Annotated in this window: 19 protein-coding genes, 9 tRNA genes and 2 pseudogenes (1 of these 30 only partly in view); 6 read left to right on the top strand and 24 right to left on the bottom strand. The window is 40.1% G+C overall.

The window, feature by feature from the left end; all coding sequences use genetic code 11:
- A protein-coding gene (locus FHG08_RS09380; protein ID WP_010391487.1) for a sodium:alanine symporter family protein crosses the window boundary here: on the top strand, nucleotides 1-660 show its final stretch. 759 nt of this gene lie to the left of the window's left edge; only the last 660 of its 1,419 coding nucleotides appear in the window; its start codon lies beyond the left edge, outside the window; its stop codon occupies nucleotides 658-660.
- A 762-nt stretch (nucleotides 661-1,422) separates the two neighbouring features.
- On the opposite strand, the gene FHG08_RS09375 is transcribed toward FHG08_RS09380, so the two are convergent.
- The 13 genes from FHG08_RS09375 to FHG08_RS09315 form a co-directional block, all read right to left on the bottom strand.
- A tRNA-Leu gene (locus FHG08_RS09375) sits at nucleotides 1,423-1,509 on the bottom strand.
- 36 nt (nucleotides 1,510-1,545) lie between these two features.
- Nucleotides 1,546-1,619, bottom strand: a tRNA-Cys gene (locus FHG08_RS09370).
- Nucleotides 1,620-1,647: 28 nt separating this feature from the next.
- Nucleotides 1,648-1,723: transfer RNA gene (locus FHG08_RS09365), tRNA-Gly, on the bottom strand.
- Between the two features lie 62 nt (nucleotides 1,724-1,785).
- Nucleotides 1,786-1,872 (bottom strand) — tRNA-Leu (locus FHG08_RS09360).
- 36 nt (nucleotides 1,873-1,908) lie between these two features.
- Nucleotides 1,909-1,982, bottom strand: a tRNA-Cys gene (locus FHG08_RS09355).
- 28 nt (nucleotides 1,983-2,010) lie between these two features.
- Nucleotides 2,011-2,086: transfer RNA gene (locus tag FHG08_RS09350), tRNA-Gly, on the bottom strand.
- Nucleotides 2,087-2,148: 62 nt separating this feature from the next.
- Nucleotides 2,149-2,235: transfer RNA gene (locus FHG08_RS09345), tRNA-Leu, on the bottom strand.
- A gap of 36 nt (nucleotides 2,236-2,271) precedes the next feature.
- A tRNA-Cys gene (locus FHG08_RS09340) sits at nucleotides 2,272-2,345 on the bottom strand.
- 28 nt (nucleotides 2,346-2,373) lie between these two features.
- Nucleotides 2,374-2,449, bottom strand: a tRNA-Gly gene (locus FHG08_RS09335).
- A 141-nt stretch (nucleotides 2,450-2,590) separates the two neighbouring features.
- Nucleotides 2,591-3,136 (bottom strand): CDP-diacylglycerol--glycerol-3-phosphate 3-phosphatidyltransferase, encoded by a 546-nt coding sequence (gene pgsA / locus FHG08_RS09330; protein WP_036933597.1) that lies wholly within the window; start codon nucleotides 3,134-3,136, stop codon nucleotides 2,591-2,593.
- 42 nt (nucleotides 3,137-3,178) lie between these two features.
- A complete protein-coding gene (uvrC, locus tag FHG08_RS09325) occupies nucleotides 3,179-5,002 on the bottom strand; it encodes an excinuclease ABC subunit UvrC (RefSeq protein ID WP_055013395.1) in 1,824 nt (607 codons plus the stop codon).
- 9 nt (nucleotides 5,003-5,011) lie between these two features.
- Nucleotides 5,012-5,662 carry a UvrY/SirA/GacA family response regulator transcription factor gene (uvrY, locus tag FHG08_RS09320; protein WP_010391483.1) on the bottom strand — a complete coding sequence of 217 codons (651 nt, stop codon included), beginning with the start codon at nucleotides 5,660-5,662 and terminating at the stop codon, nucleotides 5,012-5,014.
- A gap of 167 nt (nucleotides 5,663-5,829) precedes the next feature.
- The gene (locus FHG08_RS09315; RefSeq protein WP_178955647.1) at nucleotides 5,830-6,981 is read right to left on the bottom strand and encodes a dicarboxylate/amino acid:cation symporter; all 1,152 of its coding nucleotides are present in this window, start codon (nucleotides 6,979-6,981) and stop codon (nucleotides 5,830-5,832) included.
- Nucleotides 6,982-7,358: 377 nt separating this feature from the next.
- On the opposite strand from FHG08_RS09315, the gene cysK reads away from it, so the two are divergent.
- On the top strand, nucleotides 7,359-8,327 hold the full coding sequence (gene cysK, locus FHG08_RS09310) for a cysteine synthase A (RefSeq protein ID WP_138609305.1): 969 nt from the start codon (nucleotides 7,359-7,361) through the stop codon (nucleotides 8,325-8,327).
- A 145-nt stretch (nucleotides 8,328-8,472) separates the two neighbouring features.
- Nucleotides 8,473-8,922 (top strand): hypothetical protein, encoded by a 450-nt coding sequence (locus tag FHG08_RS09305; RefSeq protein WP_138609303.1) that lies wholly within the window; start codon nucleotides 8,473-8,475, stop codon nucleotides 8,920-8,922.
- Nucleotides 8,923-8,998: 76 nt separating this feature from the next.
- Here FHG08_RS09305 and FHG08_RS09300 read toward each other — a convergent pair whose 3' ends face one another.
- From FHG08_RS09300 to FHG08_RS09265, 8 genes are all read right to left on the bottom strand, one after another.
- Entirely contained in the window at nucleotides 8,999-11,275 is a 2,277-nt protein-coding gene (locus FHG08_RS09300) for an acyl-CoA dehydrogenase (RefSeq protein ID WP_178955645.1), read from the bottom strand.
- Between the two features lie 223 nt (nucleotides 11,276-11,498).
- A complete protein-coding gene (locus FHG08_RS09295; protein ID WP_076920444.1) occupies nucleotides 11,499-12,287 on the bottom strand; it encodes a putative porin in 789 nt (262 codons plus the stop codon).
- Between the two features lie 208 nt (nucleotides 12,288-12,495).
- A complete protein-coding gene (locus FHG08_RS09290) occupies nucleotides 12,496-12,870 on the bottom strand; it encodes a PH domain-containing protein (protein WP_008111597.1) in 375 nt (124 codons plus the stop codon).
- Nucleotides 12,870-13,778: an ABC transporter ATP-binding protein gene (locus tag FHG08_RS09285; RefSeq protein WP_178955643.1), complete on the bottom strand. Its 909-nt coding sequence runs from the start codon at nucleotides 13,776-13,778 to the stop codon at nucleotides 12,870-12,872. The genes FHG08_RS09290 and FHG08_RS09285 overlap by 1 nt, the downstream gene beginning before the upstream one ends.
- Entirely contained in the window at nucleotides 13,775-14,602 is an 828-nt protein-coding gene (locus FHG08_RS09280; protein ID WP_178955641.1) for an ABC transporter permease subunit, read from the bottom strand. Before FHG08_RS09280 ends, FHG08_RS09285 begins: the two co-directional genes overlap by 4 nt.
- A 143-nt stretch (nucleotides 14,603-14,745) precedes the next feature.
- Nucleotides 14,746-15,924 carry a cystathionine beta-lyase gene (locus tag FHG08_RS09275; RefSeq protein WP_178955639.1) on the bottom strand — a complete coding sequence of 393 codons (1,179 nt, stop codon included), beginning with the start codon at nucleotides 15,922-15,924 and terminating at the stop codon, nucleotides 14,746-14,748.
- 3 nt (nucleotides 15,925-15,927) lie between these two features.
- Nucleotides 15,928-16,854, bottom strand: a complete 927-nt coding sequence (gene nudC, locus FHG08_RS09270) for an NAD(+) diphosphatase (protein ID WP_178955638.1) — start codon at nucleotides 16,852-16,854, stop codon at nucleotides 15,928-15,930.
- 185 nt (nucleotides 16,855-17,039) lie between these two features.
- Nucleotides 17,040-17,534, bottom strand: a complete 495-nt coding sequence (locus FHG08_RS09265) for an NYN domain-containing protein (protein ID WP_010391464.1) — start codon at nucleotides 17,532-17,534, stop codon at nucleotides 17,040-17,042.
- A 139-nt stretch (nucleotides 17,535-17,673) separates the two neighbouring features.
- On the opposite strand from FHG08_RS09265, the gene FHG08_RS09260 reads away from it, so the two are divergent.
- Both FHG08_RS09260 and FHG08_RS09255 read left to right on the top strand, forming a co-directional pair.
- Nucleotides 17,674-18,297 (top strand): hypothetical protein, encoded by a 624-nt coding sequence (locus tag FHG08_RS09260; RefSeq protein ID WP_178955636.1) that lies wholly within the window; start codon nucleotides 17,674-17,676, stop codon nucleotides 18,295-18,297.
- Nucleotides 18,297-19,040: pseudogene (locus tag FHG08_RS09255) on the top strand (DUF3307 domain-containing protein). Before FHG08_RS09260 ends, FHG08_RS09255 begins: the two are co-directional and overlap by 1 nt.
- 78 nt (nucleotides 19,041-19,118) lie before the next feature.
- Here the strand turns inward: FHG08_RS09255 and FHG08_RS09250 are convergent.
- The gene (locus tag FHG08_RS09250; RefSeq protein ID WP_178955634.1) at nucleotides 19,119-20,516 is read right to left on the bottom strand and encodes a DEAD/DEAH box helicase; all 1,398 of its coding nucleotides are present in this window, start codon (nucleotides 20,514-20,516) and stop codon (nucleotides 19,119-19,121) included.
- Between the two features lie 171 nt (nucleotides 20,517-20,687).
- Nucleotides 20,688-21,527, bottom strand: coding sequence for an isopenicillin N synthase family oxygenase (locus tag FHG08_RS09245; protein WP_008111615.1), 840 nt, complete (start codon nucleotides 21,525-21,527; stop codon nucleotides 20,688-20,690).
- Nucleotides 21,528-21,837: 310 nt separating this feature from the next.
- On the opposite strand from FHG08_RS09245, the pseudogene FHG08_RS09240 reads away from it, so the two are divergent.
- Nucleotides 21,838-22,596 (top strand): annotated as a pseudogene (locus tag FHG08_RS09240) (alpha/beta hydrolase family protein); the annotation flags it as partial.
- Nucleotides 22,597-22,730: 134 nt separating this feature from the next.
- Here the strand turns inward: FHG08_RS09240 and FHG08_RS09235 are convergent.
- Nucleotides 22,731-23,477 carry an alpha/beta hydrolase gene (locus FHG08_RS09235; protein ID WP_178955630.1) on the bottom strand — a complete coding sequence of 249 codons (747 nt, stop codon included), beginning with the start codon at nucleotides 23,475-23,477 and terminating at the stop codon, nucleotides 22,731-22,733.
- Nucleotides 23,478-23,588 lie beyond the last annotated feature (111 nt).

Here is a 23,588-nt window from a genome sequence, read left to right as displayed (position 1 = left end):
TATGGTGTAATGCAAGCAATGATCCAAGGGATCAAGCGCGGGTTATTCTCAAACGAAGCGGGTATGGGTAGCGCAGCTAACGCTGCAGCAACTGCAACTCCTAACCCACCTCACCCTGCATCACAAGGTTATGTACAAATGCTAGGTGTATTTGTAGATACCATTATAATTTGTACTGCCACTGCCGCGCTTATTTTATTATCAGAACAGTTAGTACCAGGCTCTGATGTAACGGGTATAGCACTTACACAAGCAGCGCTTGAGGAGCATGTTGGTAGCTGGGGCGCAATATTTGTTGCAGTCGCTATTTTGTTTTTTGCTTTTACATCAATTGTAGCTAACTACTCTTATGCAGAAACGAACTTATTGTTTTTAGAGCATAACCACGCATCTGGCATGCTGATCTTCAGATTATTAGTGTTAGGTATGGTGATGTTTGGTGCCCTTGGTGAATTACCATTAGTGTGGACTCTAGCTGATGTGTCTATGGGCCTAATGGCGATTGTAAACGTAATCGCGCTATTTATGCTCTCAGGAGTTGTGGTATGGCTTGCCAAAGATTACAACGCTCAACGACGTGCTGGAAAGTTACCGACGTTTGATCCAAGTAAAAACAACAAGCTTAATAAAACTATTCCGAAAGGTATTTGGCACAAATAACTTTAAAGAGATTTAAGTTAAAACCCGAAACGGCAATGGCCATTTCGGGTTTTTTTATTGTCTAGTACCAATTCACTTAATTAAGTAACCTATATTGAGCTAGATAAACCTGTTAATGGCAAAGCAAGAATTTCGATGTTTAGTTGTTCTATATGAGAAATTTTTAACTCAACTAGCGTCTGGTTTAGCCCCGTAAAATGATTATGTATTATTGCGGATTGGTATTATATTACTAATAGTAGTACCCACCTAGTGAGACCCAATCAAACACATTAGCATCATCAAGCTTCTCATATCCCTTATAAGCGATTAGTTAAACAGTTTACATCAACGCTCTTAATACATTTTGTGGCATTGTAATGGTGTTAATAGAAATAAGCTTATGCCGACTTTCGCTTATGTATCAAACGAAGCACAGCCACCACTTCCATTTAAGATCCTTGTACCACTGCTTTTATATAAATAGCTTAATATTAGTACTCTATTGTGAGGCATGAAAATCTTATCGATAGCAAAACTTAAATTTAGTATTTTGTTCTAAATGAGAGGTTTTTTCCGTAGCTAGCGTCAGGTTTGAGCTATAAAAATGATCAGTGGTAATATATTCATGGGATAAGCTTTTGAAAAATGTGAGACTTAAAGATCTCAAACAAACGAAATAATTTAGTGTAAGGAATAAGATGCTAGTTTGATGATGCGATTTTATAATTAATGGTTTAATCGAAGAATAGTTAAACTAGAATAAACAAGGAAAGTATAAAGTGGTGCCCGAGGCCGGACTTGAACCGGCACGACTTGTTAGTCGAGGGATTTTAAATCCCTTGTGTCTACCAATTCCACCACTCGGGCATCGAGTTTGCTAATTAAAGCGTGTGGAGTGTTGATTGGAGGCGGAACCCGGAGTCGAACCGGGGTAAACGGATTTGCAATCCGGTGCATGGCCACTCTGCCATTCCGCCTCAATACTAGGTTAGCTTTAAGATAAACTGGAGCGGCACACGAGGCTCGAACTCGTGACCTCGACCTTGGCAAGGTCGCGCTCTACCAACTGAGCTAGTGCCGCATCATATTAATTCTAAATAATTTTATAAGTTACATATTGGTGTATGCAACCAAACCACAAAGTGGTGCCCGAGGCCGGACTTGAACCGGCACGACTTGTTAGTCGAGGGATTTTAAATCCCTTGTGTCTACCAATTCCACCACTCGGGCATCGAGTTTGCTAATTAAAGCGTGTGGAGTGTTGATTGGAGGCGGAACCCGGAGTCGAACCGGGGTAAACGGATTTGCAATCCGGTGCATGGCCACTCTGCCATTCCGCCTCAATACTAGGTTAGCTTTAAGATAAACTGGAGCGGCACACGAGGCTCGAACTCGTGACCTCGACCTTGGCAAGGTCGCGCTCTACCAACTGAGCTAGTGCCGCATCATATTAATTCTAAATAATTTTATAAGTTACATATTGGTGTATATAACCAAACCACAAAGTGGTGCCCGAGGCCGGACTTGAACCGGCACGACTTGTTAGTCGAGGGATTTTAAATCCCTTGTGTCTACCAATTCCACCACTCGGGCATCGAGTTTGCTAATTAAAGCGTGTGGAGTGTTGATTGGAGGCGGAACCCGGAGTCGAACCGGGGTAAACGGATTTGCAATCCGGTGCATGGCCACTCTGCCATTCCGCCTCAATACTAGGTTAGCTTTAAGATAAACTGGAGCGGCACACGAGGCTCGAACTCGTGACCTCGACCTTGGCAAGGTCGCGCTCTACCAACTGAGCTAGTGCCGCTTTATGTTTATCTAGGGGGCTATGCCCTCTCAACACGGACGCATTCTACAGAGATTATTAAACGCGTCAACACAAAAAATGCTACTTTTGAACTGTTTGATTATTTTTTATCTAAAATGGTGCGTTATTAGACGTTTACAATCAATTTTTGGTCAATTCTCCCCATGCAGCAACTAAATATTGCACCATAGAACTAAGCGTTAAAAATGTGGCTATATAAAGCAAGCCATAACTTAAATACATCATCCAGCTATCGTACTGCCAAATTAAACCGATAATGGCTAACATTTGAGCTGCGGTTTTCAACTTACCCATATCGGATACAGCTACGTTACCGCGTTTCCCCTGTTCAGCCATCCATTCGCGTAGCGCCGATATAACAATTTCACGGCTAATAATAATAAGCGCGGGAATGGTCATATACAAAGATTGGTAATGCTCAGATAATGCAACCAAGGCAGCACACACCATTACTTTATCAGCAACCGGGTCTAAAAATGCACCAAAAGGCGTTGATTGCTCAAGTTTACGGGCTAAATAGCCATCAAGTATATCTGTGATCGAAGCCAGCCAAAAAATAAAGGCAGCAACAAAGAACGCCCATGAATAAGGCATATAAAATATCACCAAAAAAATGGGGATAAGAAAGAGTCTAAACGTTGTGAGTGTGTTTGGAATATTCCACATAACTACTTGGATATGTCTTTTTTTCTATATTCGCACATAGGGCTAGCCCTTGTCATGCAAATGGTTAAATATCTTCTCAGCCATGTCAGGACTGATCCCAGGAACTTTCTTTAGCTGTTCTATATTAGCAGCTTTTACACCTTGCATGCCCCCTAAATATTTTAATAATGTTTGTCGACGCTTTGAACCTACGCCATCTATTTCCTCTAATAATGACTGAGTGCGTTGTTTTTGCCGCTTATTACGGTGCCCTGCAATTGCAAAACGATGGGATTCATCGCGTATATGCTGGATCAAATGAAGCGCTGGTGCATCAGAATCCATAGGAATTGTTTTACGCCCGCCATCTATAAGCAAGGTTTCAAGACCCGGCTTACGGCTAGTGCCTTTTGCAACACCGACTAATAGCGGCATTTTTGAATGCGGCCAGTTTTCGAAATATTGCTCTGCTCTACCTAATTGACCTTTACCACCATCGATAAAAATAACATCGGGAATTTTCTCCTCATCAACCAACTTGTTGTAACGTTTGTTTAGTGCAAATTCCATAGCGGCGTAATCATCACCACCGGTAATACCGGTCACGTTATAACGACGATACTCTTTATTGTTAGGGCCTTGAGAATCAAATACAACACAACTGGCCACTGTGTTTTCACCCATGGTGTGACTGATATCAAAACATTCCATGCGATTAATATCATCAAGACGCAAAGTAGCCTTTAATTGCGCATAACGCTTATTTATCGAGTCTTGAGTGCTTTGCTTAACCGTAATACTATTTAATGCATTTTTATTCGCTAACTGTAAGTACTGTGCTCGCTCACCACGGGTAACCACTTTAAGCGATACTTTACGTTCACTAATTTGGGTCAAGGCTTCACCTAGTGCATCACTTTCTTCTATTTCAAATGGTAAAATGATTTCTTTAGCAATGCGCCCTGTCGCACCTGGGGCTAAATAATACTGGCCTAAGAAAGAGGTTAAAATTTCTTGCTCTTGTGAGTCTTTAGGCACCTTTGGAAAATAAGTTTTACTACCCAGCACTTTATGATCGCGAATCATTAATAGATGAATCCCATTTAAACCGTTTAAATGGGCAAAGCCGACCACATCCATTTCCGCAAAATTGCCAGAGATAGATTGCTGCTCCTGCATTTTACGCAGCAACATAATTTGGTCGCGAACTTTAGCTGCAAGTTCAAAATTAAGCTGCTCACTGGCTTTTTCCATTTTAGCAATGAGATCGGCTATTACTTCATGAGATTTACCAGTTAAAAACTTGCGGACATAATCAACTTGCTGCGCGTATTCATCTTCAGAGACTTTATTTACACACGGCGCAGAGCAGCGTTTTAATTGATACTGTAAGCAAGGGCGACTACGCGCACGGTAGTAGGCATCTTCGCATTGACGTACCGGAAATATTTTTTGCATTAAGCGTAAGCTTTCTGAAACCGCCCCCGCGCTTGGAAACGGACCAAAATATTCACCTTTTACTTTTCTGCTACCACGATGAAAGGCTAAGCGAGGATGCTTATGATTAGTGAGCAGTATGTAAGGGTACGACTTATCATCACGTAACAGAATATTATAACGTGGCTGATATTTTTTAATGAGGTTGTTTTCGAGCAGTAAAGCTTCTGTCTCTGTATTAGTAAGCGTGACTTCAATATTACAAATATTACTTACTAAAACACGGGTTTTACTATCGGTTATATTACTACGAAAGTAACTACTTACCCGCTTTTTTAAACTTTTAGCTTTACCGACATAGATAACTTGGTTGTCATTATCGAGCATGCGATAAACGCCAGGCTCACTCGATAATGTTTTTAAAAACTGGACATGATCAAATTCAGACATATATACCGACTAGTAAGAGATATCTATATCAATCATTTTGTAACGTATGGCTAAATGAGTAAGCTCTACATCGCCTCCTACGTTAAGCTTTTCAAACATGCGATAGCGATAACTGTTTACTGTTTTAGAACTTAAATTTAAGCGATCAGCAATATCCTGTGCTTTTTCACCTTTGGTGATCATCAGCATAATTTGTAGTTCACGCTCGGATAGGCTTTGAAATGGGTTTTCATCGGTACGCCCGGTTACCTGCGCAAGTGCAATCTGTTGCGCTATTTCTGGAGCAATATAGCGTTGTCCTGCATGCACACAGCGTATAGCGCGAACCATTTCATCAGATCCAGCACCTTTGGTTAAAAAGCCATGAGCACCAATTTGCATGACCTTACTTGGAAATGGGTCTTCGCAATTAACAGTAAGCACAATAATTTTTACATCAGGGCAGTAACGGCAAATCTTTTTAGTTGCCTCAAGCCCACCCATACCAGGCATGTTCATATCCATTAACACTATATTTGGCGCATGCTGACGACAAAACTGCACAGCCTCTTCGCCTGTTTTAGCTTCACCTATTACTTTAAAACCACGTATATCATCAAGAATACGTCTGATCCCTGTGCGCACAAGTTCATGGTCATCAACTAAAAGTACGTTAATCAATGGAACACCCTCACTAGCCTAATAAGATGCAAGTTAACAAATTTAATATTCAACATTAGCATAGATACGACGAAACCATAACTAATATTATGCTTTCGCCATCGGTCTTCATGACCGATATGATTAAAAGCGTATTTACCTATAGCAGGTAAATACGCCCCAATGATTTATGCTGACGCTTTTTCACTAAAACGGTCTACCCATAAAGCAATAATACCATCGCCAGTTACATTACACGCAGTGCCGAAGCTATCTTGCGCTAGGTAAAGTGCAATCATTAGTGCCACCGCACCTTCGTTGAAACCAAGCATGCTAGTTAATAAACCTAACGCCGACATTACTGCACCACCTGGTGCACCTGGCGCTGCAATCATCACTACACCTAACATCATAATGAATGGCAACATAGCCATTAATGAAGGTACTTCCATGCTAGGCGATAAAAACATCACAGCCATAGCACAGGTAACTATTGTAATTGTTGAACCTGATAGATGAATAGTGGCGCATAATGGCACGGTAAAGTTAGCTACATCCTCTTTAACGTTATTTGCTTTACTTGATTGCAAAGATACTGGAATGGTTGCCGCACTCGACATGGTTCCTAATGCAGTAAAGTACGCAGGTAACATATTTTTAATTAGCTCAATAGGATTACGCTTAAGTAATAGGCCTGAGGTAATGTATAAAACACTCAACCATAACCAATGCATCACTAATGCAGCAATAAGTACTACACCAAATGCTTGTAATGTATCAACAACGGTGCCTGCTACGGTCATTTCAGCAAATACACCCGCAATGTAAAACGGTAATGCCGGAATAATTACTTTTGAAAGTAAACCATCAATAATATCGCGCCCCTGATCTGACACAGTTTTTAATGTGTCTAAGCCAAGCTGGCTCATACCAATACCAAATACAAAGGCTGTGACTAAAGCAGTCATTACACCCATTAACGGTGGAATTTCTAAGTCAATGAAGCTACCTACTTCGGTCACGGCTTCAGCTTCAAATGAAATCCCGCCGCTTAAAAACGGAATAACCGCTGTCACTAATAAAAACGCTAAAGTACCAGCTATAATTGTTGAGCCATACGCAAAACCCACCGTTTTCCCCAGCAGGTGCCCTGAGCCTTTTGGAAGCCCGGCAATCCCTGAGGCAATAAAAAATAAAATAATCAGTGGGATTGTAAAACTAATAAGCTGGCCAATAAGCTCTTTTATTGTGTATAAAAGCTCAACGCCAGTTAGGGGAATGTAGAGCCCGACTAAAATACCGGCCACAATACCGGCAATTAATTTTAAGATTAACTTCATGGTGATTACTTTATTGAATTTAGATAGTGTGTTTTTACCATGTTTTGAATAGTTTGTGTCAATAAACTGTTCAACCGCAGTTCATTTGCACAATTAACCAACAAAATATAAGTGTGTTGTGTTGATTTGTTTAAATAACGACTACATAAACAAAGGATAAAGTACAAAGTTAAAAACGAACAAATGATCTCAAGTTCGCCTTTTTAATAACTAAAAAATTAACAGATTGAGTTTTTAGTTCAATCCGTTATAAGCGTAATTAATATATGTTATAGCCAAAGCTTACTTTAACTTTTTTTATCTCACAGTAAAGTAGGCTTATAAAGTTAATAGAGCAGCTGTTAACGTGTTGATCAGATTGTACCTAAAGGAACATTATGTCTACTATTTTTGAAGATAACTCACTAAGCATCGGTAACACACCGTTGGTAAAACTTAACCGTGTTACAGGTGGGAATGTATACGCTAAAGTTGAATCACGCAATCCTAGCTTTAGTATCAAATGCCGTATTGGTGCATCAATGATTTGGGAAGCTGAAAAATCAGGTCAACTTACCAAAGATAAAGAGCTTATAGAACCAACATCAGGTAATACCGGTATTGCATTGGCATTTGTTGCTGCTTCTCGCGGCTACAAACTAACGCTTACAATGCCAAACACCATGAGCTTAGAACGTCGTAAACTATTAAAGGCACTGGGTGCTAATCTAGTACTCACAGATGGCGCTAAGGGTATGAATGGCGCTATTGCTAAAGCCAAAGAAATTCAGTCAGCAGACCCAGATAAGTTTATTTTGCTACAACAGTTCGAAAACCCGGCAAACCCAAAAATTCACTTTGAAACAACGGGTCCGGAAATCTTTAATGCACTCGATGGCGAAATCGATTTCTTTGTTGCAGGTGTTGGTACTGGCGGTACGATTACAGGCGTAAGTCGTTATCTTAAAAAAGAACAAGGCTTAAATGTAAAATCAATAGCTGTAGAGCCAAGCCATTCGCCAGTTATTAGCCAAACACTTGCTGGTGAAGAAGTAAAACCAGGGCCACATAAGATACAAGGCATTGGCGCAGGCTTTATTCCTGGGAATCTAGACTTATCAATTATTGATGGCGTAGAGCAAGTGTCTAATGAAGAATGTATCGCAATGTGTCATGAGCTAATGAAAAAAGAAGGGATCTTAGTCGGTATTTCTTCGGGTGCAGCTGTGGTTGCAGCAAAACGAATTGCTGAACGTCCTGAAAACGCAGATAAAAATATTGTGGTTATTTTACCAAGCGCTACAGAACGCTACTTATCAAGCCCAATGTTTGATGAAGAGTTTTCTGAGCAAGAGCTTGTTCAGTAATCGAACGACCTTATTAAAAAAGGATGTTTTTTAACATCCTTTTTTATTGCTTTTTTAATAAGTTGGCAACTATTCGGTGCTATCCTCTTTACATCTTCTCCATTCCATCACACACTTTATGTATGAGTAATCAACCTGACCAAATATGAAAACAATTTTAACTTCTTTTGTGCTCATTTTTAGTATTTTGATCGTCGGCTGTAATGAAAATACTAAACCTAAAGAACAGTACATCGACAACGATCGTCCAGGCGATACCGCCACGGTGTATTTTGATGCACTTTATAATCAGCATAATTTGCAAAAAGCCAGTAATTTTGCAACACCTAAACTAGCTCGTATAATGAAGTCATACGGCACAGCAAAACAATTTGCCCGTAGTCTTATTAATTTACAGTACGATGAAGTAGTTATTGAAATTGATATGTCAAATTCAAGCCTTCGAGAACAATACGGCAATCAGGCTAAAATAAATATTGTATTTACTGGTTATTTTAACGGTAAAAAAATTGATGATTTTCGCAGCATCGAAATGCTAAAAATAAAAGGTAAATGGTACGTAGATAAAATCATCGCCGATCCTTACGGGCGCTGATCAACGTTCAATCTAAAAATATATAAAAAAGCCTTAAACTATAAGTTTAAGGCTTTTTTAGTGCTTGAGTACAATGTTAGAAATCTTCAGGTTTAAAATTATCTACCGCAATAGCCTGCATTCGTAATTTATTAGCATGATGCATAGCTTCAGCATCTAATTTAGTAAGTAACTCATGTTCAAGAGCGTACTCAATAGCTTGTTCAATATCAAAAGTTGCAGGTACCTTACCTTTTCGTTGCCACTGCTTTAAATGTTTAAATTGATTTTGCATGTCGTGCATCGCTAAAAAAGCATTTTCCATCACTCCAGTGCCTGCATTCTCATCGATGTAGCACAAATGAGTAAGCCTGTTTCGAAACACGCCTGGTTGCGTCATGTGTTCACAAATACTTTGTGAAGTGGTATCACTTGGTTTGTGATAATGATTGCCTAACGGAAACACAATGCGTTTAAGGGCAAAGTTAACCACCGGGTTAGAGAAATTTTTAAAGAAGCCGTCAAATGCTTGACCTATTTCATATAATGATGCCTCTATTGCATACTTAACGAAAGGCAAATCAGCTTGCTGACGCCCTTCATCTTCAAAACGTTTTAACACGGTAGAAGCAATATACAAATGACTTAATACATCGCCTAAACGTGCCGATATCATTTCTTTGCGTTTAAGTTCACCACCTAACATCAACATTGCAACATCTGTTGTAAACGCAAGTCCTCGGCTCATTCTCCCTAATTGTTTATAGTAAGCTGCGGTTTCTCCGCATACAGGTGCTTTGGCAAAATGGCTGCGAGTTAAGCCATGTATTAAAGCCATACTTGCATTGCTGATGGCAAATACAATGTGGTTCATTAGTAGGCCATCAAATTGCTCTAGTGCGGCGTCATCATCTTCCATTGCTGCCGCTTCCATTTCTTTTAATACAAACGGATGGCAACGAGTAGCACCTTGGCCAAATATCATTAAATTACGGGTAAGAATATTAGCACCCTCAACCGTAATCGAAACTGGAATACCCATATAGCCATGTGCTAAATAGTTATTAGGCCCAACCTGAATCCCTTTACCTGCATGAATGTCCATTGCATCATTCATAACCGTTCGACCCATTTCGGTCATATGGTATTTTGCAATAGCAGTCACTACCGATGGGCTTAGTTTTAAATCAATAGCGCCAGCTGTCATTAACCTGCACGATTCCAGCGCGTAAGTTAAACCACCAATACGTGCTAACCCTTCTTGAACCCCTTCAAATTGACCAATTGACACACCAAATTGTTGGCGAACAACAGAGTAAGCCGAAGTCATTTTAGCCGCTAAATGCCCTGTTGCAGTACTTAATGCCGGTAACGAAATACCACGCCCTGCACTTAAACACTCAACCAACATGCGCCAACCGCGCCCAGCACCTTGCTGACCACCTATAATCCAATCAAGCGGAATAAATACATCTTCACCATACGTTGTGCCATTCATAAACGCCATATTTAGGGGGTAATGCCGCTCGCCAGTTTTAACACCCGGATGATCGGTTGGTATTAGTGCACACGTAATGCCAAGCTCTTTTTCATCACCTAACAAGCCGTCTGGGTCATACATTTTAAATGCAAGGCCAAGTACTGTCGCCACAGGCGCAAGGGTAATGTAACGTTTTGACCAATTTAAACGCAGCCCCAACACTTCTTCACCGTCATGTTCGCCTTTGCACACCACGCCAGAATCAGGAATACTGCCAGCATCTGAACCGGCCTCAGGGCCCGTTAATGCAAAACAAGGCACGTCGTCGCCTTTTGCAAGACTAGGTAACCAGCGATTTTGTTGCTCAGTTGTTCCGTAGTGTAGTAATAATTCACCTGGTCCTAAGCTGTTTGGCACCATTACCGTCACGGCGGCGGTTAAGCTTTTAGTGGCGATTTTTGACACTATAGTGGAATTAGCAATAGCAGAGAATTCAAGACCGCCAAATTTTTCTGGGATGATCATTGCAAAAAACCCTTCGGTTTTTAAAAAGTCCCAAACCTCTTTGGGTAAGTCTTTATCTTTTTGTACTATTTTATAGTCATCAAGCATAGCTAATAACGCTTCAACCTGATTTTCAATAAATGCAGTTTCTTTTTCACTTAACTGCGGACGCGGATAGTTGTGTAATTTTTGCCAATCAGGATCACCACTAAATAGCTCGCCATCCCACCAAACATCACCCGCTTCCATGGCTTCTCGCTCTGTTTGCGATAATGGCGGTAATACTTTTTTAAACATTTTAAAAGTAGGTCGGGTAATTAAATTAAGGCGGATATCTTTAATCGCAAATACCACGATCACCACAACCAGTAATATAATAAATACTGACATAAGCACATTCCTTTACAGTTATAAAAACATTGATTTAATTATGACCGATCTTAATTTAAATACAATGGGGTGTCAGAGGGGGCCACGAAATGCTGAGCCGATTCCGTTAAAATTAAAATATAGCTATAAGTAGAGTTACATGTTTATTACACACAGCAAAAAGCCCACAAATGTGGGCTTTTTACTACTTAACTGGTTTTAGTTTATGCGATTAAACGCTCAATTAAAACTGAAAACGCATGTTAGCAAAGTAAGCATCGTAATCTGAATCATCTGCGTTGTTGCCGTAACCCACTTTTAAACCAATGTTTTTATTGATGAAGTGTTGAGCACCAAAGCTGTAGTTGTCTTCTTTATCGTAAGATGCAAATACAGAAGTCGCTTTAGAGAAGTAGTAGTTTGTTTCTACGTTCCATTGGTCATCTGCTTCGTCAAGGCTTACAAATGTACCTTCTACTGTTAAGTAGTTACCTTGTTGTAAATCAACAAAGTATTTAGCAGCTACTGAACGAGAATCAAAATCATCGTCTGATTCAACAGTGATACCTACGTAATCTGTATCGTTTAGCATGTGGTTGTATGCTAAAGAAAAGAATGTAACGTTATCACCATCTTTTTGATCAACAAATCTTACTTTTGCAAGTAAATCTGGGTTAAAGAAATAACCAGCAGAAAGTGTATATAACTCGTTGTTAGAGTTGTAATCAGCATTTTGGTAAGACGCACCAACCACAAAATCTTCAACGAAGTATTCACCACCAATAGCAGTCACATCGCCAAAATCGTCATCAGCGTAGCTACCAAATACGTTGCTTTGCTTGTTGATGTATTCGAATTGGTCGTATGGACCTAGTGTGCTTTTAGGAGAGAAGTAGTAAGTTGAGTCCACGCTGATCGTATCGTTGTTATCAATCTCTGCGTAGCTTAAGTTACTTATTGATTGATAGCTATCTGCAGCGTGTGCAGCACTTGATAATAAAAGACCTGAAATAATAATTGCTAACTTTTTCATAATGAAACATCCCTATGTACATTGTTTTTGTACTTTAACTACATTGCTAAAGTGGGGGTATGCTAACGCCGCGAAACTGAACGAAAACTGAATCAAGCAATTGTATTTGTTAGGGAATTTGTAAGAAAGTGTTGGAGTAATTTATGTTAAAGTAATCGCAACAAGCTGTAAACAATTACTTTAATTTTACACCGATTTTTGTTTGTTTCTATAATGAATACTGGCTGATTATTCGATAAACATCATTTATATTATCGCCAGCTTTAAAGTCCTTGCTGATAGGGTTTGGATCAGATCCAACCCAAATTTTCAGCTCTGCATCTAAATCAAAGTGCCCCGCACTTTCTTTGCTGAACTTAGTTATCTTAGAGTAAGCAATACTGATCATTTCCATTTTAGAACCAGTCACGCCTTGTTTATCTAATAAAATTAGCCGCTTATTTGTAAAGATAAACATATCACGAACTACTTTATACGCCTTTTCAACTCGCTCACCCTCGATAAGTGTATTGGCCAATACTTTTTCTAAATCGGCATCATCCACTTCACTGGCGTTCCCCATTAAACCACTAAATAATCCCATTATAATTTCTCCTGTTTAAATATTTGATTTTCTAGAGTATGACCATTTACTAACTGTCTATATTGCCAGTTATGTTGGCGACAAGATTGCAATAGCGCTATGTCAAGTGACTCGCTCGTTGGTTGATACTCAATCACATACTCTTTATGTTGGCTCATATAAACACGGCTTACACCATCAAGTGCTTGGAGTTGTTGCTCCACATTTTGATATGCTTCACTGAGCATTAAAGTATAAAAATGCTTATCGGTATTCGCCGCTTTAGTTTGGTGCTCGCTTAATATACCTTTATCTAAATGTAGTACTTGAGAACATAATCGTTCGAGTTCAGTTAAATCATGAGAGCTTAAAATAAACGTCGCTTGAGACGATAGCTCAGACACCAGCTCCCTGACTTCTCTGGCATGAATCGGATCAAGTCCTGCTGTGGCCTCATCTAACATCACAATTTGCGGTGAACCAATTAATGCTTGTGCTATGGTTACGCGCTTGCGCATACCGTGAGATAAGTCCCCTGCGCGGTTTTTTGCAACCTCGCTAAGACCCACTAAATCTAATACTCGAAGTGCTTCTATTTGGCTTTGCTTGGTGCTCATACCTTGTAGCTTGGCATAAAAGCTAAGTTGTTTATCTATATTAAAACGCGGATCTAGCTGTGCATCTTGTGGTAACGCACTCACTTTATTAAATAAAGCCGCGCTACCTGGTTTATGACCAAGTATTTCAAGCTCACCCATGCTAGGTGCGATATAGCCACACAACAAACTAAATAAAGTGGTTTTCCCTGCGCCATTAGGGCCAACTAATGCAACTGGCGCGCCTTTTTGAATCTCAAAATTCACATTATCAAGAGCCAGTTTTGAGCCGTATGATTTACTTAAATTACGCCCTGTTATTAATGATTTCATAATGAGCTCCTTGCAAAAATACGTTGAGCAACTGCAAGTAACACCGCTGTTTGCACAAGTGGAATAGCTAATGTGCTCAATAACGGTAAGTTTTGTCCCGCTAATAGCTCTATTTGCACACCAGGGAATAAATAATCAAGCACACTTAATGCGGGTAGTTGCCACTCCAGTAATCCAACAATAATGCCACCGGCTGTAAAATATAAAATAGCTAACACAATTGCCAGACGAGAGGAACTCGCAAAAGTATTAATTAAGCTCATTAAGGCTACAAACGGCGAAAAAGTAACTATGAGTATTAAAAATATTGAAACAGCACGACCAAGGCCACCAGCAAGTAAGCTCGGCTCGCGAAACCCGAGCACCGCCAATGTCGCTATAAGCGTGATGCCAACTAAACAGGTTAGTACCGCTAACTGTCCTAAAAATCGACCAAAGAGTATTTCAAAGCGCGTTGAGCGTAATGATAAAAACCTTAGCGTACCGCGCTCTCTGTCACCGACGGTTTGATCACTACAAATAAATAAGCTAAAAACAGGAAAACTATACAAAGCAATAAGCCAATACATAGCAAATTCGGCTTCAGGCCAATCAAGTAACTTACTTAATCCAATAGAGCCGGAAATATCACGGGCTATTTGTTCAAAATCTGGCGAGCTGATTATGCCTACAGCTTGGCCTATGGGGTAACGTAAAATAACAAGCCACACTAGCGCAAAAGCCGCCAGTGCAATAAGTCCTCGTTTAGTTAAAAACATACGTACCAGCTCAAAACCCGCGATTTGGGTTAAGCGCCCTACGTTAATAGGTGATGGTGTTGCCATTGACTATCCTTAATGACGTTGTTCATACTTTAAAATAAGCGTTATTTAACAACACTAAGTGTAAACACGTTGAATTGCTAGCAAAAAAAAGCCTACTCAGAGGTAGGCTTTGTAACAAATAATGTAATCTAACCAATTAGTAATTATAAATGTTGCTCATAAATAGCTAATGCTTGCTGTAAGTCGGCAATTAAATCTTCAACATCTTCCAAACCAATGTGCAAACGAATAACAGGTCCATGCTCCCATCCTGTTTGCGAGCGCAGCCCTTTCATTGATAGGTTTGCCGTTACTAAGCTCTCAAAGCCCCCCCACGAAAAGCCCATTTTGAAATGTTGTAAGCTATCTAAAAAAGCATCTATGGCGTGTTGATTACCCGCTTTCATTACAAACGAAAATAAACCATTACTGCCGTCAAAATCGCGTTTGAAAAATTCATGGCCTGGGCATGTTGTAAACGCAGGATGGCGAATATGATCAACCAACGCATGTTGCTCAAGCCATTTTGCTATTTCTAGCGCGGCTTTTTCATGCTGATTTAATCGCACTGCCATGGTACGCAAGCCTCGTAGTGCTAAATACGCATCATCTGCACTGGTGCATTGCCCGAGTAAATAAGAGTGTTCACGAAGTGTTGGCCAATACTTTTTATTAGCTACAGCAACGCCCATCATCACATCAGAGTGGCCAACAATATATTTGGTGGCGGCTTGAATACTAATATCAACACCATGTTCAAGCGGACGATAATGCAAGCCATTGCCATAGGTGTTATCAAGCACCGTCATTACATTATGATCGTTTGCCACTTTTACCATGGCGGGAACGTCTTGAACTTCCATGGTAATTGAACCCGGAGACTCTAAAAACAACATTTTGGTATTGTCTTGAATGTACTCTTTTATGTCTGCGCCAATCATGGGCGGATAATAGGTCGTACTAATACCCAACCCAGCTAATATCTTGTCGCAAAAATCACGGGTTGGCTCGTAAACAGTGTCCACTATTAAAATATGATCACCGGACTTTAAAAACGATAACAGAGTTTGGCTTATCGCTGCCGCGCCACATGGGTATAACGCACAGCCCTCACCGCCTTCGAGTTCGGTAATTGCCTCTTGCAGAGCAAAATGAGTGGTCGTCCCTCTGCGGCCATAAAACAAGGTTTTGTCGCCACGTGTTTTAGCCGCTTCTTTAAGCTCACTCACAGAATCAAACACAATCGTTGAAGCGCGCTGTATCACTGGATTAACTACGCCATGGGTGTACGCTTTTTTGCGCCCTGATGACACTAATTGGGTATTTTTATTTTTGCTCGACATGATTCATCCTTCTATCTGAGTACGCCAATATTCAATTAAATAACGCGAAATCGAATCAGCTCTAGGTAGCTTTAAATGCTCCCCCTCGTGTTGCCAATCTTTAAATTGCGCAAGTTCTTGGCGAGAAAACCATCGTGCATCTTCAAGTTCATCTTGCTCTATGCTTATTTCATCACTGCTTGCTGTGGCAATAAAACCAAGCATAATTGATGAAGGAAACGGCCAAGGTTGAGAAGCAATATACTCTGCTTTTTCAACGGTAATGCCCGCTTCCTCTTTTACTTCTCGGATCACGGTTTGTTCAAGGGTTTCACCTGGATCGACAAACCCGGCAAGCGAGGAATACAATCCTTTTGGCCAAGTTGCTTGGCGACCCAATAAGCAGCGTTCAATCCCATCAGAAAATGTTTTAGTTACTACCATAATAACGGCTGGATCGGTACGCGGAAAAGTTTGGTGCATACAGGCTGCGTTGTCGCATAAACGTGAATGCCCCCCTTCAACTAAGTGATTTTTGGTACCACAGCGACCACAAAAACTATGAGTGGCATGCCAGTAACACAACCCACGAGCAAGCGCTGCATTTGAGCCATCTTCAAGTGCTACTTGAGTACCATATTGACGAATATCTGCAAACTTGGCATCACCAACAATCGTTGCTAATAACGACTCTTCGAGTTCAGTTACGTCTAGCGCAAATACGGCATTATCCTGTTTATTTGATCCTAAAAGAATAGCCTGCGTTAAATCTAAATGCGCCACTTGTTGGTAAGCTAAATACACCACCTCAGGGCTACTGTTAGCAAATAAGGTGTGATTGCCTTTAACTAAAAGCCATAAACTGTCTGCTGTTTTTTTTGCGTCTACCCAAGTAGGATCTTTGCGCGCATTTGAGCCTCTGTCTAATGGCATATTACTGTAGTTAAGCATGTAATTCCTTGATACTAATTGAATCTTAAAATTACCATACTCATCCACTAAACCCAATTTATTATCGCCATAAAAAAAGCCTAAATTAGGCTTAATTAATCTATGCACCCGTTGTATTAAATACTCTCATGATCAACGCAAACATTCTGCTCAAAAATAAATCAAAAATACAATACTTATACTTTTTAAAGTAGTAGCTGTTTGTCAATTAAATGAAATTGCTCGGCACTTTGCTTAAGTACCTCTGCGGTTAATTTATCAGCACCGTATACATCACACGGAACATTATATTGATTTTTTAAATGCCCAAGTAATAATGCAAAGTCACCGTCACCCGAGAGTAAAATAACTTTATCAAGCTGCTTCCCCTGCTCTAGCATATCTATGGTTATACCCACATCCCAATCGCCTTTGGCACTGCCGTCACGGCGCTGAATAAAGGGTTTTAGTTTTACTTCAAAGCCAATAGCGCGCAAAATATTTTGAAACTGATTTTGCTTTTCATCACCTCGGTATATTGCATAGGCGAACGCACATTCTATATCGTATTGTTGCTCCATCATTCGCCAAAAGGCATTGTAATCAAAGTTTTTACCGTAGCTTTCGCGACAGGTGTAATAAATATTTTGTACATCGACAAAAATACCTACACGAGGTTTACTGCTTTGTTGTGAGGTCATTATTATGTCCCAATGAGTAATACTTGCAATTGCGTGTTAAGTAACCTAAATTAGTTACCAAACCCAATGTAACCAAATACGGTTACATTTAACAATGTAACCAAATTTAGTTACATATAAATAATCTATTTGGATTTTTATGATTGGTGTGATCAGCGGCGATATTATTAAATCGCAAAAAATACCTAAACAACAATACGATGCCATGCTTGACCAGCTAGAGCAAAGTTTACGTGCAAATTGCAATAAAACAACATCTTGGGATATTTACCGCGGGGATGCATTTCAACTGCAACTCGATAAAAGTGAACAGTTAGTTACCACCGCTATTCTTATTTATCTACAGTTAAAATCTGCCGGTTATGAATTGCGCCAAAGTATGGCGTTGGGGCACATAGATAACCCTAGTACGAGTATAAAAACTGCTACAGGCTCTGCGTTTACTCTCTCTGGACATGAGCTAGATAAAATGACAAATCAGCGTTTTACATTTGCTATTGCAGATCAATCAGTTGATGAGAGCTTTAAGCTAAACCTAGCGTTTGTCGATGTATTATTGTGTAAAATAACCCAAAAACAAGCAAATGCTTTGTATGTATATTTAACCCATACTAATAACAACCATGCAGCTTTAGCTAAAGAGCTCAACACCAGCCGCGAAAACGTTACAAAGCTGCTTAATCTTGCTAACTATCAGCTGATAGAACGATTTATTTTACATGCACAACAACAGCTTAAAAACAAACAGCAAGGACATGACTAATGGAATTTTCACTATTACTCGTTGCACTGATTATTGGCCACTTACTCGCTGATTTTTATTGGTAACCCATGAGCTGGGTAAACGACAGAAACACCCGTCATTTTAAAGCAAAAAAACTTTACTACCATGTATTGGTTCACGGAATTACCAGTGCAATCGTAGTGGCACTTTGGGAATATAGTTTTGGCTGGCAACAACTAAGCAGCGTATTACTGGCGACCGGCATTATTATGATCAGTCACTACTTTATTGATATTGCTAAATCGTATTCAAATAAAGGCGTAGTGCCTTTTTTATTAGACCAAATTGCACATATCACTGTCATTATTGCGATAAGTATTTGGCTAACTGACAATCAGCAATTTGCTGACAATGTGATGGCGTTATTGTGCAACGATAAAGTGCTGTGGGTTATAGCTGGTTACCTTATTATTTTAAGTCCCAGTGCGGTATTTATAAGAATGATGTTAGAGCGTTTAACTAATCACTTTTCTAGTGATGGTAGCCTCCCCTTAGCAGGACAAAGTATTGGTATGCTTGAAAGAGTACTTATGCTGACATTTATTTTATTAGATCAGTTTGCAGGGCTTGGGTTTTTAATTGCCGCTAAATCGGTGTTTAGATTTGGCGACTTAAGTGCCAGCAAAGATAAACAACTCACTGAATATGTGATGCTAGGAACGTTACTGAGCGTTAGTGTTACTTTATTTGTAGGATTAGCAGTTAATTATTTAATCGGTTAGTAAAGCTTTAAGATAGGCATTAAAAAACGCGCTACCAGTAAAAGTAAGCGCGTTTTTATTAAAGCGAACTAAACCTAATTAGTCGTTATTTGCTGGACGACGACGGCGTTGACCACTGCCCCCAACCGATTGACGCTTTGCCCATGGGTTTTGTGCATTATCATCGGTTTTAGCTGCTGGCTTTTTAGAGCCACCACGACGTGGGCCCGTACCATTGCCACCATTGTTAGGCTTTTTGCTATTAGGCTTGCTGCTATCTGATTTAGGCTTATTAAATGGTTGTTTTTTCTTTGGCTTTTTAGCAGGTAACGGGCGTGCATCGAGTGCGCGCTCAGCAACAGGGTTAGCCGGTTCAAAACCTTCTTCTTCAGCACGTGGAATTAGCTCGCCAATAAAGCGCTCAATGCCGTATAAATCTATTGCATCGTCAACCGTTACAAACGAAATAGCATGCCCTGATGCTCCCGCACGACCAGTTCGGCCAATACGGTGAACATAATCTTCATATACATTAGGTAAGTCGTAGTTTACAACATGCGGTAATTCAACAATGTCTAAACCACGTGCAACAATATCGGTTGCCACTAATACGCGCACTTCACCACTTTTAAAGCCCTCTAGTGCTTTAACACGCGCGCCCTGAGATTTATTGCCATGGATTGCCGCACCAACAATATCATCGCGTTCAAGTTGCTTAACTAAACGATTAGCACCATGTTTAGTACGACTAAATACCAGTACTTGTTGCCAATCGTTGCTACGAATTAAATGGCTTAATAGGGCCGTTTTACGTGCTTTGTCTACTGCGTATACGCTTTGCGTGACACTTTTTGCGGTGGTGTTTTTAGCTGCAACAGAAATTTCAACGGGGTCGTTAATTAACCCTTTTGCCAGCGCGCGAATATCATCCGAAAACGTGGCTGAGAACATTAAGTTTTGACGCTTTTCAGGCATTTTTGCAATCAGGCGCTTAATATCATGGATAAAGCCCATGTCTAACATACGGTCGGCTTCATCTAAAACCAGTACTTCAACGCTATCAAATTTAACCGCGTTTTGATTGTGTAAATCAATTAAACGCCCTGGTGTCGCCACTAAAATATCAACCCCTTTGCGCAGGCGCTGCATTTGTGGGTTAATTTTAACACCACCGTAAACAACAAACGAACTCACGTTTGAATGCTTAGCATATTCTTCAACATTTTCACTTACTTGCAACGCAAGCTCACGGGTTGGCGTTAAAATAAGCGCACGAACATGATTACTTTTTGCTTTAGTACCCGACGATAAACGCTCAATCAGTGGCAAAGTAAAACCAGCGGTTTTACCGGTACCGGTTTGCGCTGCGGCCATTACATCGCGACGTGCAATAATTGCTGGAATAGCTTGAGCCTGAATAGGCGTTGGCGTTTCATAGCCCTTTTCTAAAACCGCATTAACTAAAGACTGTGATAAACCTAAACCATCAAAACTCATATAAACTCTCTATTTCAAATTAGGCCAAAGTGGCCAGTTGCGCGCATTATACCTTTAGTGGCTCAGAATGCATGCCATTATTTACTTTGTGCCAAATCAATAAACACAAATACTAAAAAAGCGGCTAAACAGCCGCTTTTTATTTACCTGAGCATTACAAATGCTAAAAGATTATTTTACACCTAACTCACGTAAACGCTCTTGTAAGTAGCTATCTGCTGTGTAGCGATCAGATAACACCACATCTGGACGAGGGTGTAAAAACAATGGTAATGAAATACGTGATTTGGTTGTTGCTTTACCCGATGGATTAATTACACGGTGAATCGTTGATGGGAAGTAGCCACCCGATGCTTCTTGTAGCATGTCACCAATATTAATAATTAAACTACCAAAATCACATGGCACGTCTAACCAACCGCCATCGGTTTTTTGTACTTGTAAGCCTGGCTCATTTGACGCCGGTAATACGGTTAATAAGTTAATATCACCGTGCGCAGCAGCACGAATAGCACCAGGCTCTTCATCACCTGTCATTGGCGGGTAATGTAAAATACGTAACAACGTTTGCTCAGACTGGGCAATCATATCTTTTAAATCAATAGAGAACTTAGCACGCACTTCTTCAGGCGCTTCAGCCTGAACCCAGCTTAATAATGTTGCCGCAAATTCATTAGCTAAACGGTAGTACTCACGTACATCTGCTTCTAATTGTGCAGGAACACGGCCTTTAGGGTAAACATGAAAGTACTCTTTAATGTCTTTTACCGTATGGCCTTTAGCTACTTCTGATACCGACGGTGGAAAATAACCATCTTGCGTTTCTTTTGAAAATAAAAACTCATGCTTTTGCTCTGAGTTAAAAAAGTCTTGCCAATTTTTATAAATAGACTCAACTAAAGATTGCGGAATAGGATGGTTTTTTAATACGCCAAAACCAGTATTTCTCAACGATTCAACAAATTGCGCAGCCGCATCGTCCGCTTTATAATCAACTGTAGGTAATTGCATGGTACATTCCAGTAAGTAGGTTGTTAGAAGCCATTTACTAATTCGCTTAAGCCACAGGTCTACACGAAATTAGTATTACATTCAAATATAGCTTAACTACTTAATTCAAGTAATAAAGGCTGCATTTTTATGCTGTGCGAGGATAGACAAACCCCCTTGAAATTATAAGGACATATGTCCGCACTCAATAAGCAAGCCTTCTCTGCCTTGATCAAGATCAAAATAACGCTTGTATTGAATTTTCACCCCATCGTACCAATCTATTCCTTATCAGCATCACACACTATATCAACTTGTTAAGGCTCTCTACATGCGACAAAAAGTTTCTTTTAAAAGCGGTGAATTAGAACTCGCTGGACAACTTGAACAGCCCTCTGGTGAAGTGAAATTTTATGCCTTATTTGCTCACTGTTTTACCTGCTCTAAAGATGTAGCGGCTGCAACACGAATAAGTCGCGCGCTCACTCAGCAAGGCATTGCTGTATTACGCTTTGATTTTACAGGGCTTGGTAATAGCGATGGTGACTTTGCCAACAGTAACTTTTCATCAAACATTCAAGACTTAGTGGCTGCAGCCAATCACTTAAGAACACACTTTAAAGCACCTCAGTTATTGATAGGCCACAGTTTAGGTGGTGCTGCGGTGCTTGCAGCAGCAGAGCACATACCCGAAGTATCGGCCATTACGACTATAGGTGCGCCATCGGATGCTCAGCACGTTACCCATAATTTTGCTGCTCATTTAGATGAAATAAACCAATCGGGTGAAGCAAAAGTGTGTTTAGCCGGGCGGGAATTTACGATTAAAAAACAATTTATAGATGACATCGCCAAATACGATAACAGCCATATAGGTAAGCTTAAGCGTGCTTTGTTAGTTATGCACTCTCCTATTGATGCTACCGTGAATATTAGTGAAGCCGAAAAAATTTACGCCGCTGCCAAGCATCCAAAAAGCTTTATAAGTTTAGATAATGCCGATCACTTACTCAGTAATAAAGAAGACGCTAACTACGCAGCCGATGTTATTGCTACGTGGGCTAATCGCTATGTTGAATACGATTACTCGAAATAGCCGACAAATGCCCTGTGCATAAAACGCTACATAATAGCCCGCTGATGGTTAGTGAATTAGTGGAGTGACTACATGAATAAGCGCAGTATTAACTGCGCTATTTAGGATTTTAAAGCTGACTGTATCGTTTAATTTTCTAAAAAAGTCGTTATTTCTTTACTCATTCTACCTACCAGCCATTTAGGGCCGCCATCGTACATATCGTTATGACGTGATTTTTCTATCAACGTTTGCGTAACAGGATAAACGGTTAACTCTTGGTCGGTTAAAAGCACGTTTGCATCGGCTGGATAATCACTACCGCGCAGTGTGAGCACGCGTGTGTTTTTATTGCGTGGCAATAACATGCGGCGGTGATCGAGCGTAATTAATTGGCTTACTTCACTTGGATAAATAGCTGCATACAAGGCTGAAATATCTCCACCATTTGAGTGGCCAAATAAAGTGAGTTTTGTAAAATCATACTCAGGGTATTTAACACTTAGCTCGTTGACTAAAAATTTGAGGGTTACAACACCCCGGTGCCAATTTTCCATACGAGTAGTTAGGTATGGCTGCGCACGATTAAGTGCAGGGTCACTTTTAAGTTCATGTGCTACCGCAATGCTTAAATAGCCTTGCGCATTAAATAACTTACTCGCAAAGGTGTATTCATCGTGGCTAATGCCATACCCTGCATTTACAAATACCACAGGGCATTTGACTTGCGCGCTGCACTTAAGGTGGTTAGCTGGTAGGGTAATATTTACAGGTATAGAGCGATTACGACTTTCATCAATGATTGCATCGTCTTGGGCATAACTTGATGATGCAAATAGCGTAGAACTTAAAGTCAGTGCACTTAACATTAAACGCTTTTTTATAATTTTTAACATGCATTCCCTTGTATTACTTATACATTTTTAACTAACATTAATTTTTATTATAAAGGTTAGCGCGCGCCTTTGCTAATTTGTGCGATAATAGCGATTATTGTTTTACTATTA

It is taken from the genome of Pseudoalteromonas sp. Scap03 (assembly GCF_013393115.1).
Lineage (GTDB): Bacteria > Pseudomonadota > Gammaproteobacteria > Enterobacterales > Alteromonadaceae > Pseudoalteromonas.
Note: the sequence above shows the minus strand (reverse complement) of the source record. Positions and strands in the feature narration are given on the sequence as shown.